The 12,634-nt window shown below is 29.7% G+C and carries 14 protein-coding genes and 1 tRNA gene; 9 read left to right on the top strand and 6 right to left on the bottom strand.

The features are described 5' to 3' along the window. Nucleotides 1-197: 197 nt before the first annotated feature. Genes HA145_RS01325 through thyX form a run of 3 tightly spaced genes read left to right on the top strand, consistent with a single transcriptional unit; the run spans nucleotide 198 to nucleotide 2,011 of the window. Nucleotides 198-779 carry a cob(I)yrinic acid a,c-diamide adenosyltransferase gene (locus tag HA145_RS01325; protein WP_209127519.1) on the top strand — a complete coding sequence of 194 codons (582 nt, stop codon included), beginning with the start codon at nucleotides 198-200 and terminating at the stop codon, nucleotides 777-779. Between the two features lie 4 nt (nucleotides 780-783). Beyond that, nucleotides 784-1,377 (top strand): dCTP deaminase, encoded by a 594-nt coding sequence (dcd, locus tag HA145_RS01320; RefSeq protein ID WP_209127518.1) that lies wholly within the window; start codon nucleotides 784-786, stop codon nucleotides 1,375-1,377. Nucleotide 1,378: 1 nt separating this feature from the next. Then, nucleotides 1,379-2,011, top strand: a complete 633-nt coding sequence (gene thyX, locus HA145_RS01315) for an FAD-dependent thymidylate synthase (RefSeq protein WP_209127517.1) — start codon at nucleotides 1,379-1,381, stop codon at nucleotides 2,009-2,011. A gap of 3 nt (nucleotides 2,012-2,014) precedes the next feature. On the opposite strand, the gene HA145_RS01310 is transcribed toward thyX, so the two are convergent. After that, the gene (locus HA145_RS01310; RefSeq protein ID WP_209127516.1) at nucleotides 2,015-2,560 is read right to left on the bottom strand and encodes a thioredoxin domain-containing protein; all 546 of its coding nucleotides are present in this window, start codon (nucleotides 2,558-2,560) and stop codon (nucleotides 2,015-2,017) included. Between the two features lie 135 nt (nucleotides 2,561-2,695). Here HA145_RS01310 and HA145_RS01305 point away from each other — a divergent pair, with 135 nt between their 5' ends. Further along, nucleotides 2,696-4,048: a phosphoglucosamine mutase gene (locus HA145_RS01305; protein ID WP_209127515.1), complete on the top strand. Its 1,353-nt coding sequence runs from the start codon at nucleotides 2,696-2,698 to the stop codon at nucleotides 4,046-4,048. Between the two features lie 7 nt (nucleotides 4,049-4,055). On the opposite strand, the gene trmB is transcribed toward HA145_RS01305, so the two are convergent. Continuing rightward, the gene (trmB, locus tag HA145_RS01300) at nucleotides 4,056-4,685 is read right to left on the bottom strand and encodes a tRNA (guanosine(46)-N7)-methyltransferase TrmB (RefSeq protein ID WP_209127514.1); all 630 of its coding nucleotides are present in this window, start codon (nucleotides 4,683-4,685) and stop codon (nucleotides 4,056-4,058) included. A gap of 122 nt (nucleotides 4,686-4,807) precedes the next feature. Between trmB and HA145_RS01295 the strand changes: the two genes are divergently transcribed. After that, a complete protein-coding gene (locus HA145_RS01295) occupies nucleotides 4,808-5,431 on the top strand; it encodes a DUF3177 family protein (protein WP_209127513.1) in 624 nt (207 codons plus the stop codon). Next, complete coding sequence (locus HA145_RS01290; protein ID WP_209127512.1) at nucleotides 5,391-5,726, top strand: hypothetical protein; 336 nt, start codon at nucleotides 5,391-5,393, stop codon at nucleotides 5,724-5,726. The genes HA145_RS01295 and HA145_RS01290 overlap by 41 nt, the downstream gene beginning before the upstream one ends. Here HA145_RS01290 and ileS read toward each other — a convergent pair. The 3 genes from ileS to HA145_RS01275 all read right to left on the bottom strand — a co-directional run bounded on the left by ileS (nucleotide 5,723) and on the right by HA145_RS01275 (nucleotide 9,352). After that, a complete protein-coding gene (ileS, locus tag HA145_RS01285; RefSeq protein ID WP_209127511.1) occupies nucleotides 5,723-8,629 on the bottom strand; it encodes an isoleucine--tRNA ligase in 2,907 nt (968 codons plus the stop codon). The genes HA145_RS01290 and ileS overlap by 4 nt on opposite strands. Nucleotides 8,630-8,749: 120 nt before the next feature. Further along, entirely contained in the window at nucleotides 8,750-9,199 is a 450-nt protein-coding gene (locus tag HA145_RS01280) for a hypothetical protein (RefSeq protein WP_209127510.1), read from the bottom strand. 71 nt (nucleotides 9,200-9,270) lie between these two features. Beyond that, nucleotides 9,271-9,352, bottom strand: a tRNA-Leu gene (locus HA145_RS01275). A gap of 240 nt (nucleotides 9,353-9,592) precedes the next feature. On the opposite strand from HA145_RS01275, the gene HA145_RS01270 reads away from it, so the two are divergent. Then, nucleotides 9,593-10,540 carry a fatty acid desaturase gene (locus HA145_RS01270; RefSeq protein WP_308789004.1) on the top strand — a complete coding sequence of 316 codons (948 nt, stop codon included), beginning with the start codon at nucleotides 9,593-9,595 and terminating at the stop codon, nucleotides 10,538-10,540. 5 nt (nucleotides 10,541-10,545) lie between these two features. On the opposite strand, the gene gatC is transcribed toward HA145_RS01270, so the two are convergent. Beyond that, the gene (gene gatC / locus HA145_RS01265; protein WP_209127509.1) at nucleotides 10,546-10,839 is read right to left on the bottom strand and encodes an Asp-tRNA(Asn)/Glu-tRNA(Gln) amidotransferase subunit GatC; all 294 of its coding nucleotides are present in this window, start codon (nucleotides 10,837-10,839) and stop codon (nucleotides 10,546-10,548) included. A 171-nt stretch (nucleotides 10,840-11,010) separates the two neighbouring features. Here gatC and HA145_RS01260 point away from each other — a divergent pair, with 171 nt between their 5' ends. Next, nucleotides 11,011-11,595 (top strand): DNA-3-methyladenine glycosylase, encoded by a 585-nt coding sequence (locus HA145_RS01260; protein ID WP_209127565.1) that lies wholly within the window; start codon nucleotides 11,011-11,013, stop codon nucleotides 11,593-11,595. A gap of 21 nt (nucleotides 11,596-11,616) precedes the next feature. Continuing rightward, nucleotides 11,617-12,633: an aspartate carbamoyltransferase catalytic subunit gene (locus HA145_RS01255; protein ID WP_209127508.1), complete on the top strand. Its 1,017-nt coding sequence runs from the start codon at nucleotides 11,617-11,619 to the stop codon at nucleotides 12,631-12,633. Nucleotide 12,634 lies beyond the last annotated feature (1 nt).

Raw genomic sequence — 12,634 nt, 5'->3', positions numbered from 1 at the left:
TCTGACTATTAAAAAATTTAAGAAGACACCTTAAAATATCTTGTATCAACAGTAACAATTTTCAATTCTTATTGGTTTCTCCATAAAATTTTTTAAAATAGTTTAAACTTTCTGAACTCTTTTTTAAGTAAAATTACACTATATGCAGCGTAAATAAATTCAAATTATACTGCATGTAGATAAAGAAATCTAAAATAATGGTAATTAGTTCATCTAATAGTTATTCAAGAAGCAACCCCGAGTTAGTAAAAATAAGTTCTTCTAACAAGATAAACTTAAAAAATTTTATTCAAAACGGGCAAATCCAAATCTATCAGTCTTCCTACAGAGGAAGTTATAGCTCTATCATTAGAGACTGCCTTAGAAATGCTGCTCTTGGCAGGAAAGTACTTTTAGTTCAATTCATGAAAGGAGGTGTTAAACAAGGTATTTCTAATGCAGTAAAGCTTTGTGGCAACTTAACTTGGGTAAGATCATCACATGCTTTTGATCAATATCATTCTGAAGAAATTGAAAATGATGAAAATTTAAAAAAAACTATTCATGAATCAACTTATGAATTATGGAATTTTTGCAAAAAACAATTACTTTCTGGTGAAAATGATCAAATAATACTTGATGAAATTTTTCTTGCAATTGAGATGAAAATTATCGATAAGGATGATTTGATTTCAACACTTAAAAACCGATTTATAGCAGGAGATGTAATTCTTACTGGTACAGATATTCCTAAAGAATTATCTTTAATGGCCAACCAAATTACTGAACTTCGCTCATAAAACAATGCTTAAAAATGATCTCTGGATAAATCAAAAAGCTTCTGAAGGAATGATAAACCCCTTCCAATCAGACTTGGTGCGACATCTTGAGCCTGACAATAAACAAAAGCCAGTTTTGAGTTACGGATGTTCCTCATATGGCTATGATTTAAGACTTTCATCGAAAGAATTCCTAATTTTTAGGCATATTCCAGGAACTGTAATGAATCCTAAAAAGTTTAATCCAAATAATTTAGAAAAAACTGTCCTGCACCATGATGATGATGGAGACTTTTTTATTCTTCCTGCTCACTCATATGGTTTAGGGGTAGCCTTAGAAAAGATGAAAGTACCCGAAAATATTACTGTAATTTGCATTGGGAAAAGTACTTATGCACGTTTAGGAATTATTGTTAATACAACTCCTGCAGAAGCAGGTTGGGAAGGCCACCTAACTTTAGAATTTAGTAATAGTTCAGGTGCTGATTGCAGAATTTATGCCAACGAGGGAATCTGTCAGCTTCTCTTTTTTGAGGGTGATCCTTGCTCTACAACATATGAAGATAGAAGGGGTAAATATCAAAATCAACCAGAAAAGGTAACTCTAGCAAAGATTTAAAATGAGTAAAGTTGAACTTATTTCCTTAACTCCGGATGCAGAAAAAACGATGGCTTATATTGCAAGAGTTAGCAATCCAAGCAATCAGAAAAATGAAGATTATTCAAAATTATTAAGTTATTGCATTAAAAATGAACATTGGAGTGTGTTCGAACAATCATTTATGACCTTACAAATAGAAACAAACAGGGGAATTGCTGCTCAAATTTTAAGACATAGATCATTTACTTTTCAGGAATTTTCGCAGAGATATGCAGATAGTTCTCAATTGGGGAACATTCCTCTACCAGATTTAAGAAGACAAGATTTTAAAAATAGGCAAAATTCTATTGCAGATCTACCTGATGAATTAAAAAAAAGATTCAATACAAAAATTTCTTCACATTTTAAAGCTGCTTCAGAATTATATGAAGATTTACTTGCCGAAGGAATAGCCAAAGAATGTGCAAGATTTGTTTTACCATTAGCAACCCCAACTAGAATTTATATGTCTGGATCATGCAGGTCATGGATTCACTATATTAATTTAAGGTCAGCTCACGGTACTCAAGAAGAACATAAGTCCATTGCCCAAGATTGCAAATCTATTTTCAAAAAAAGTTTTCCGATTGTATCAGAATCTCTAGATTGGTAAAAATCATCCATGACTAAGAGGGGTGACTTCATAATTTTTATTTTCTTTGATTTCAGAAAATTCAGCATTAAGAATTTTTTCTTGAGATCCCACTTCTTTTTCTAAATCTGCTATTGATTCTCTTATTATTACTTCTTGTTGATTACCAATAAAAGTAGATTTTAAATTACCTTTTGTATCGAAAAGGTTAATTTGAGGAATCCCATTGACATCAAATTTTCGAATATAATTTTCCCATTTTTGATTATCAACATTTAAAAAAACAAAGTTAATATCTTCTTCGTATGTCTCCTTCAAGGCTGATACTTTTGGAGCCATTTCTTTGCAAACTTCGCACCATTCAGCGTAAAATTCAAGGAATGTTGGCTTATTGTTTTTAAAAGCTATTTCGGGATCAACAGATAATTCTCCAAAACTCTTAAGAAGATAAGTTGATTGAAAAAAAAGATTTCTAAAAAAAATCAAAGAAATAATAAGAACAACAACTAAAAAAACAAGTATTGCTTTTAAGTTTTTATTTAAAAGTGGTTCTCTACTCTCAGTTTGCATTCTGAATAATTACTGTTTTTAATATATTAAATAAGATAAACAAATTGAGAGAAAAATATTCTTTTACCTTTTAATCAACTGATAAAATAAGATTTAAATAAAATGAAAAATATTTTTAGTTCCTGAAATCTAATTATGCAAACAATCTTCGGAACTGATGGAATAAGAGGAATATTTGATGAAGAAATAACATATTCTTTAGCATATAAAGTTGGTTTTGCTTTAGGTTCTAATTTAGACAATAATAATCCAATATTAATTGGAAGAGATACGAGAATTAGCGGAGATATTCTGCTTCATGCAATAACAAAAGGTATAAATGCAAGTGGCAAAGAATTTATAAATCTTGGAATCTGCCCCACCCCAGCTATCCCTTTTTTAATCCAACAAGAAAATTTTAGTAGTGGGATAATGATATCAGCAAGTCATAATCCTCCTGAATATAACGGCATAAAAATCTTTGATCATAATGGTCAAAAAATTACCAAGAATTTTGAAAATAAAATTCAAAAATTTATTGAAAAGTCAAATCAAAATACAACAGTTGCGACAAAAGATATCTCTCTAACAACAAATAAAGAGCTTATGGACATTTACATCAAAAGCTTAATCCAATCAATGGGCGAGGAAAATTTAAGCGGCATGAAAATTATATTAGACACATGCTATGGATCAGCAACAACTTGCGCAAAAAAAATTTTTCAGAGTCTGGGTGCTGATGTAAGAGTTATCAATAACTCTAAAAATGGATTAAAAATTAATATGAATTGTGGTTCTACTAACCTCGAACCATTAAAAAAAGCATTAAGAGAGAATCCTGCAGATATGGGATTTAGCTTTGATGGAGATGCTGATAGAGTAATTGGATTAGATTCTAAAGGCAATGTATTAGATGGAGATCATATGCTTTTTCTCTGGGGAAGAGAACTTATGGGACAAAAGACTCTAACAAATAATTTACTAATATCAACTCAAATGGCAAATTTAGGTTTTGAAAAGGCCTGGAACGAAATTGGTGGAATTTTATATCGAACTGATGTAGGAGATAAATACGTTTATGAAGCAATTAAGGAAAAAAGAGCTGTTTTGGGTGGAGAACAGTCTGGACATATTCTTTCAAAAATTAATAACTTTTCCGGAGATGGAATATTGACTGCACTTCAAATTTCTAAATACTGTAAAAAGAAAAATATTACATTAAATGATTGGCTGAATAGTAGTTTTGAACCTTTTTCACAGAAACTTACAAATATTAATTTAAATTTTAATATGAAAAAAATAAATCCAGAAACCAAAATTTTAATCTATCAAATTATAGAAAATTTTCATAAAACTTATTCTGATAATTGTAGGATTTACATTAGGCCTAGTGGCACAGAACCATTAATGCGAATTCTTGTTGAAGCCAAAAACAAGAAAAAAGTTGATTCTTTATCAAGAGAGATAACAAACAAACTCTTTTTAGAAATTAATAAAATAATTAACTAACAATTAATCAATCTTTTATATAAATCCTTTCAAAAATTTCAAGTTGGTTAACAATTACATACTTTTCACGATTAGTTTTAACTTTACTTGGATTAAAACTTTTAGAATAATCAAAATCTTTTTTATCTATTTTTTTAAAATAAAAATTACTTGATATAGTGCTATCCATGTAATCGAATAGATCCTTTACATCTGTTTTTATAAAAATTAGGGTCCCTTTTTGTAATGAATTTGAGAGAATATTAATAAATTCTGGCTGAATTACACGCCTTTTAAAATGTCTCTTTTTAAACCATGGATCAGGAAAATTAAAAGAAATGCTTTTTAGATTTTTAATAATAATTTTACTTTGGACATCATTCAAAATATTATTAGCATTACCAAATAAAAAATATAGATTTTTGATTTCTTTTTCAATCACTTTTAATTTAGCATTTTTGACTAATCTCTCACGAATTTCAATTCCTAAATAATTCCAACTGGTATTATCTAGAGCTAAATCGAAAAGAAACTCCCCGGCAGCAGAACCTATATCCAAATGAAGATTCAATTTAGAATTTCCAAACATGTCGCTCAAAGAAGGTATTCTCTCAATTTCATTGAAATTTCTACTAAGTGGATTTACATGCTGTCTCATACAATAATTGGTTTATTTCTCAGCAATAATACAAAGATGCATAATATTCATAACTATGACAATAGTAAGATTAAAAGTAACCGTTTGATGTTTAATTATTATGTATGTAAAAAGAAAAAGTTTTGAACGTTTTTAATCAAGTTTCTATTTGGCTATCATTTCAACTTACAATAATTTTCTTTATTGGTATTCCTGTTGCATTATTCTTTTGGTCCATTAAAAAAAGAAATAAAGCTGTTAATAAACTTCTAACAATTTATTGGAAAATATCACTTTTATTTTTCATAAGCCTTTTACTTTTAATAGGTAAATATAATTATGCTTTGACCATAACAAATATTTCAACAATATTAATGACGACTTCAGTTTGGTTTTGGACTGATATTAATGATGAATTTAAAGAATATGATTTTTCTTACCCCATTATCACAACAACAAAAATATGGAGATGGGCACTAACTTTTATATCTCTAAATTTCTTTATTCAAAGTTTACAAAACTTGAGCTGCTTTTCTTTTATTAATTCTGCTGCATGCGAAATTTGGCTTCACCCTTCTTCAAATTTCTACATTATTATCAAAAATTTATTTAATTTTTTCTTCGGAGCTAATTTTACTCAGCCGGTAGCAAAATATTTAGGATTATTTTCATTACTAATCTACTCTTTAGGATTAATTCAATGGTCAATCCTAAAATTACCTAAAAATGGAAGAAACTCTTACTTCTCCGAAAATGGCAGAAATTGATTTAATAAATAGTCTTGAAAAAATTAGTTCCGAAATACCTGATAGGATACTCAAACTAGAGGGTTTCATTCAAAAAGAAAATCAAAAAGAACAATTAGAAATAATTATTTTCAGAGGTTTCAGTAGCTCAACAACTCATCCAATTGAAATAGATTCAGAAAAAAAAGTAATAGCACTTAATTATATAATTAAGAATTTTAAACTTTATAAAGCACCTTTAACAGAGACCGGAGAAAATTTTATAAGAGAAAATGAAAACTCAGTTTTCTTTTTGAATCAAAAAAACTGGATTTAAATAAATTCAAAATTAATAATATTTGAACATCTTTTGCATAATTTTGTATTTTGTATTCCAATAAAAGTTTCTTTTTGATAATGCCAACATCTATCACATTTTTGACCTTGAGCTTTTAATATTTGTATTTTTCCAAGTGCATTGTCATCAATAATTAGAGAATTTTCCGCTAAATCAGATACCACTTGGAAGTTTGATACTATAAGCCAATCCCTAAATAAATCTACATCTTGATTGCCAAATTCTTTTAGCCAAGTAAGTGAATCTTTTAAAACTTTATCTTCAGGTAAATAATTAACTTCAGTTTCCAAAGCTGCTCCAATTATTTGTTTGTTTCTACATCCTTCTATAGCCTTATTAATTTCAACTCTCAAATTTCTTAAATTTGTAATGTGTTCATTAAGTATTTGATTTTTCCATGACTGCGAAAATATTGGCCATCCTCTTTGAAAGACTGATTTTTCTTTAGTTGAATATGGTATATTTTGCCAAATATCTTCAGCCATATGACAAAGCACTGGAGAAATAAGTACAGCTAAATTTTCAACAACTTTTGACATGACGAACTGACATGATCTTCTCCTAAATTGTGATTTAGAACTTACATACAACCTATCCTTCGCAATATCCAAATAAAAATTTGATAGATCTACAACGCAAAAACTTTGCAAGATTTGGAAAAATTTTGAAAATTCATAATTTTCATAAGCATTTGATATTTCATCTGTAACCTCAACTAGTCTGCCTAACATCCATTGATCTAAGAGAGGCAATTGATCAATTTCAAAATTATCAACATTAGGATCATAATCATGAATATTACCAAGAAGATATCTTGCAGTATTACGAACTTTTCTGTAAACGTCTGAAAGTTGCTTGAGTATATTTGAACCAATTGGAACATCAACTGAATAATCTACAGAGCTTACCCATAGCCTTAAAACATCAGCACCATAAGCAGGGTCAGTTTTTTTATTATTACCTCCATTAATAATTATATTTGGGTCAACAACATTTCCTAAAGATTTACTCATTTTTCTTCCATTTTCATCAAGTGCAAAACCATGAGTTAAAACTTTCTTATAGGGAGGTTTATTATTGACTGCAACAGATGTAAGCAAAGAAGACTGAAACCATCCTCGATGTTGATCTGAGCCCTCTAAATAAAGATCTGCTGGATACTTTAATTCACTTCTCAGTTCACATACTGCGGCCCAGCTAGATCCTGAATCGAACCAAACATCCATTGTATCTGTCCCTTTTTTCCATTGATCCGATTCTTTTGCATAACTTTCAGGCAAAAGATTCTTAACATCCCAATCCCACCAAATATCTGCTCCATGTTCACTAAAAAGTTCTTGAATATGATTAATTATCTCGTTGTTAAGTAGGATATCATTACCATTTTTTTTATAAAAAACTGGAATAGGTACACCCCATGACCTCTGTCTAGAAATACACCAATCTCCTCTCCCAACAACCATAGAATAAATTCTTTTCTTTCCAGTCTCTGGCATCCATTCAACATCTTCGATTGCCTTTAATGCAGATGATCTAAAGCCATTTACAGAGGCAAACCATTGTTCTGTTGCCCTAAAAATAGTTGGTTTTTTGGTTCTCCAATCATACGGATATCTATGTTTATAATTTTCTTGTAATAGAAGCAAATTATTTCCTTTTAAATATTCAATAATTAAATTATTGGCATCTTTCAGGACATTGGATCCTTGAAATTGTCCAGAAGATTCATTTAAGTTCCCTTTTTCATCAACAACACATGTAATAGGTAAATCATATTTTTGCCCCACATTAAAGTCATCTATCCCATGACCAGGTGCAGTATGAACAATTCCAGTACCTGATTCTGTCGTAATGTAATCCCCCCCAATCAAGATTCTGCAATTTTTATCCTTAGTAGGATGTTGATATTCAATATTTTCCAATTCAGAACCTCTAACCTCTAAAAGCACCTTGAAATCTTTATTAAATTTCTTACTTATTTCAGAAGATAAATCCTTTGCAAAAAGGTAAATTCGTTTCTCTTCATCGATAGCAAAAACGTACTTTATTTTTGGATTTACTGCAACTGCTTCATTTGCAGGTATGGTCCAAGGAGTAGTGGTCCAAATAGTTATGAAAGAATTATTTTGAAAAAAATCTTTTTTGATATTAAGATTTTCTGGGTTGAAATTTAATAGAATTTGATCAGATATATTAGTAATTTTTAATGAAACATAAATACTTTTTGAATAATGTTCATCCGGATATTCTAATTCTGCTTCTGCAAGTGCAGTCCTCGAACTTGGACTCCAATGCACAGGTTTAAGACCTCGATATATATATCCATTTAAAAACATTTTCCCAAATACTCCAATCTGAGCAGATTCATAACTTTTCTTAAGAGTTAAGTAAGGGTTATCCCAATTTCCCCATATGCCCCACCTTTTGAAACCCTCCTTTTGATTATTAATTTGAATATGGGCATAATCTGTTGCTTTTTTTCTTAAATTTAGAGTATCAAGATTCTTTCTTTCATCAGATTTTAAATTCTGAAGAACTTTTAATTCAATAGGTAATCCATGACAGTCCCAACCAGGTACGAAATGAACCCTAAATCCTCTTAAGGTTTTGTACTTATTAATTATGTCTTTTAAAACTTTATTAAGGGCATGACCCATATGAAGAGCTCCATTTGCATAAGGAGGGCCATCATGTAATGTAAATATTTCGCCTGAATTGTTTGAACCTAATTGGAAATCAATATCATTATTAGCCCAAAAATTCTGTATCTCAGGTTCTCTTACAACTGAATTTGCGCGCATTGAGAAATCAGTTTTTAATAAATTTAAAGTTTCTTTATAAGAAAAGTCTGATTTTTGTTCTTTGCTATTTTGAGATTTCATTCGACGATATAAGAAATATTGGTGATCAAAAGAATTATTTAAATAAATCTAATTCATTATATTCTTTATTAATTGACCTGTAGTTTTTTTGGGATGTTTCAAATAACCAATTTTTTTATTTCAGAGTTTTATATTATCATTTTTATCATTTCTTACCCACTTTTTTTGGGTTGTATTTTTATTATTGCTACCAAAATTAAGAAAATTTGAAGGTTTAGTGAAATCAGAAAATACCAGATTTATGGATTCTAATATTTTCAAAAAGTTATTTTTAAACTCCAAAAAGGTAATTAATTTTTTCTTTTCGTTATCTGTCAATTGGTACCATCTAGATAAAAAAAGCTCTACTAGATAAAAAACAACTAGTACTGTTAAAAAAAGGAAAATTACAAAAAATGATTCACCTAGTGTTTTATGTTTAATTATTAATATCAAACCTATTATTAAATTTAAAAAAGCTTTTATTAAGTCTTTTGGTTTGCCGAGCTCAAGATAAATTATCGGTACAGTTAGAAAAATGGTCCCAACCAAAATATAAAAAGTTCCCAAATAAAATATCAAACTATTCATTAAATTCAATGCTTAATTAAATTATAAGACTTGATATCAAGAAACAAACTATGTATCAGAATTTCCTTAAGTGCGGTCGGGGAGACTTGAACTCCCACACCCGAAGATACGAGTACCTAAAACTCGCGCGTCTACCAATTCCGCCACGACCGCTCAAATAAAATAATAATTGAAAGAGGTTTATTTTAAAAATTTTTTTTCTTAAGATGATTAATTTGACACATTAAAATTGAATTAAAAATCTCCTAAAAGAAATTTTTTTGTTTAAGCGTGCAATCATCTTAAAATATTAGTTATATTATTTAAAGAATAAAAGAAACGATTTCAAACTTAACCAGTAAAAATACAACGAAAAATACTAATTCTTCAAAAACATTTAATTGGCAAAAAGAGATTAAAAATTACCTAAATCCGCCAAGTTTTTGGAATCCAACATTAGGTTTATTTTTTGGCGGTTATTTTCTTGCGTTTCTTAGCATATGGCAATGGTATAGAGGGGTTTGGCCTTTACCTTTACTTGTAGCCACTGCTTTTTTAGCTTTACATATTGAAGGTACTGTTATTCATGATGCCTGTCATAAAGCTGCTCATCCAGTTCCTTGGATAAATCAAGCAATGGGCCATGGCTCAGCTATTTTATTAGGTTTTAGCTTCCCAGTTTTTACGAGAGTTCATTTACAACATCATATTCACGTAAATCACCCCAAAAATGATCCAGATCATATTGTTAGTACTTTTGGTCCAATTTGGCTAATTGCTCCAAGATTTTTTTATCATGAGGTGTTTTTCTTTCAAAGAAAACTCTGGCGAAGATATGAATTACTACAATGGGGAATTGAAAGATCCATATTCCTGACAATTATCTTGGCAGGTTTGAAATTTGACTTTATGAATTTAATTTATAATTTATGGTTCGGTCCAGCATTAATGGTAGGAGTCACTTTAGGAATATTTTTTGATTATTTACCCCATAGACCATTTCGATCAAGAAATAAATGGATAAATTCTCGAGTTTATCCAAGCAAATTTATGAATTTATTAATAATGGGACAAAATTACCATCTCATTCATCATCTATGGCCTTCGATTCCTTGGTTTGAATACAAAATAGCTTATGAAAAAACTAAGCCTTTATTGGATATAAAAGGCTCCCCTCAAAGGGTTGGGATATTTGAAAGTAAAGAAGACATTTTTAACTTTATTTATGATTTATTAATAGGTGTAAGGAGTCATAGCAAAAAGAGGGGGAAAATAAGAAAAATCATAAATTTATATCCAGGCTTTAAGATAAAAAAATTTTTATTAAAGCTTGTCAACAAAACATTTATTGGAAGCAACTAACTTACTCATTCATTAATAATTTTTGGTACTTTAAAATATTTATCTTCTCTCGATGGACCCAATTCTAAAAGTTCTTCATTGCAATCAGAATTTTTCTTTTCGTCTTTTCTAAATACATTTACAACCTCTATAGCTCTGGTTGTACAGGGAGCATCATCTGTATCAATTTTTTCAAGTTGTCTTATATAATCCAATATCTTTTCTAATTGTTGTGCATGATTATTAATTTCATTCTCGTTAAGTTCTAATCTCGCTAAATGAGCAACTTTTTTTACTTCCTCTTTAGTTATTTTTGTCATACATTTAATATCTTTCTTATTAAATAATAGTTTATTAAGAACAACTTATTTAGATATCCTTTGAATTTCAAATAATTTTAAAAAATAATCACATCTTTTTGAAAATCAATATCAATTAATAGCCTTAATTATTTTTCTCAGCTAAATATGTTATTAGATAGATATTGAAAAATAGAAGAAGAATTCTTTCCAAAAAATTTTTTTTATCGGCACTCTAAACTTGTTGCTCCTGATTTAATAGGCTGTTACCTCATAAAAAAAAATAATGAGATAGATCAAGTTAAAGGAGTCATTGTTGAAACTGAAGCGTATTCACAGGAAGAAGAGGCCTGTCATGGCTACCGCAAAATGACTGAATCAAACAAATCATTATTTGGCAAACCTGGCACATTTTATATTTACAAATCTTATGGCATTCATCATTGTTTAAACATAGTTACTGATAAAGAAAATTTTGCGAGTGGTGTTTTGATAAGATCAGTTTTTATCTCTAATGAGAATGAAAGATTAGCTTCTGGACCAGGCCTAGTAACAAAAACATTCAGTATAGATATTTCATTTAACTCACTTGAAGTTCTTAATAACAAATCTTTATGGATTTCTCCACGAGACTACACTCTAGAAGAAAAAGATCTTATTCAAACTACGAGAATTGGCATATCAAAGGCAAAAAATATAAAATGGCGTTGGTATCTCAAAAATAGTAGGAGTGTAAGTAAAAGATTAAAAGGTGACAGAACACCTAAATTTCAATAATCATTTATCTTTTTAAGCGTAATGCAAATTTGGCCTCATAAACATATCCACACACTCGCTAATTTTTCAATTAAAGATTATGAGTCAGTATTTGAATTAGCTAATAGATTTGATGCACTAAAGAATGCAGGAACAAAAAAGATACCGGCCTTACAAGGGACTTTGGTAACGTCTTTATTTTTTGAAGCTAGTACAAGAACAAAAAATAGTTTTGAGCTTGCAGCAAAAAGACTTTCTGCTGATGTCCAAACATTTGCGCCATCCTCCAGCTCTCTAACAAAAGGCGAAACAATAATTGATACGGCCATAACTTATTCTGCTATGGGGGCAGATACATTAGTTATAAGACATTCATCAAGTTATATAACCTTTGAGATCGCAAAAAAACTTGATGCAATAAATGCCAAGACTTCGGTTCTTAATGCAGGAGATGGATTACATAGTCACCCCAGCCAAGGATTGCTTGACATCTATACATTGATAAAATTCTTTTCCCAAAAAACACTGAATCCAGAGGTTTTAAATTCCAAAAAAATTTTAATAATTGGCGACGTTAACCATTCAAGGGTTGCCAGGTCAAATCTTTGGGCTTTGAGTGCATTCGGCGCAGATATAATCTTATGTGGTCCTAAGACATTAATACCTGATGAATTTATCAATTTTTTAAAAACCCCTGCGCCAAATCAAACAGAAGATCCAGTTAAATCAAGAGGTTCCATAACAATTTCTAGATCATTGGAAGAATCAATAAAAATTGCAGATGCGATTATTGTTTTAAGACTCCAGAAAGAGAGAATGATGGAAAATTTACTAAGTAGCATTGATTCATATAGTTTGGATTATGGCTTAACCGCAGAAAAATTATCTTTAAATAAAAAAGAAATTCCAATTCTACATCCCGGTCCAATTAACAGAGATATTGAAATTAGTAGCAAAGTGGTAGATCAATATCCTAATTGCTTAATTAATAATCAAGTTGCAAATGGTATCCCTATAAGAATGGCTTTGCTTTATCTATTACAGAAAAATAACAAGTAAA

This window comes from Prochlorococcus marinus XMU1411, from assembly GCF_017696075.1.
Classification (GTDB): domain Bacteria; phylum Cyanobacteriota; class Cyanobacteriia; order PCC-6307; family Cyanobiaceae; genus Prochlorococcus_A; species Prochlorococcus_A marinus_V.
The sequence above is the reverse complement of the archived record's forward strand: the minus strand, read 5'-3'. Positions and strand labels throughout refer to the sequence as shown.

Bases quoted from the DNA above. Each gene is read 5' to 3' on its own strand.
- HA145_RS01290 (WP_209127512.1), top strand. From the start codon at position 5,391: ATGGAAGAAACTCTTACTTCTCCGAAAATGGCAGAAATTGATTTAATA.
- dcd (WP_209127518.1), top strand. From the start codon at position 784: ATGCTTAAAAATGATCTCTGGATAAATCAAAAAGCTTCTGAAGGAATG.
- HA145_RS01305 (WP_209127515.1), top strand. From the start codon at position 2,696: ATGCAAACAATCTTCGGAACTGATGGAATAAGAGGAATATTTGATGAA.
- gatC (WP_209127509.1), bottom strand. From the start codon at position 10,839: ATGACAAAAATAACTAAAGAGGAAGTAAAAAAAGTTGCTCATTTAGCG.
- HA145_RS01325 (WP_209127519.1), top strand. From the start codon at position 198: ATGGTAATTAGTTCATCTAATAGTTATTCAAGAAGCAACCCCGAGTTA.
- HA145_RS01310 (WP_209127516.1), bottom strand. From the start codon at position 2,560: ATGCAAACTGAGAGTAGAGAACCACTTTTAAATAAAAACTTAAAAGCA.
- thyX (WP_209127517.1), top strand. From the start codon at position 1,379: ATGAGTAAAGTTGAACTTATTTCCTTAACTCCGGATGCAGAAAAAACG.
- HA145_RS01280 (WP_209127510.1), bottom strand. From the start codon at position 9,199: ATGAATAGTTTGATATTTTATTTGGGAACTTTTTATATTTTGGTTGGG.
- HA145_RS01255 (WP_209127508.1), top strand. From the start codon at position 11,617: ATGCAAATTTGGCCTCATAAACATATCCACACACTCGCTAATTTTTCA.
- trmB (WP_209127514.1), bottom strand. From the start codon at position 4,685: ATGAGACAGCATGTAAATCCACTTAGTAGAAATTTCAATGAAATTGAG.
- ileS (WP_209127511.1), bottom strand. From the start codon at position 8,629: ATGAAATCTCAAAATAGCAAAGAACAAAAATCAGACTTTTCTTATAAA.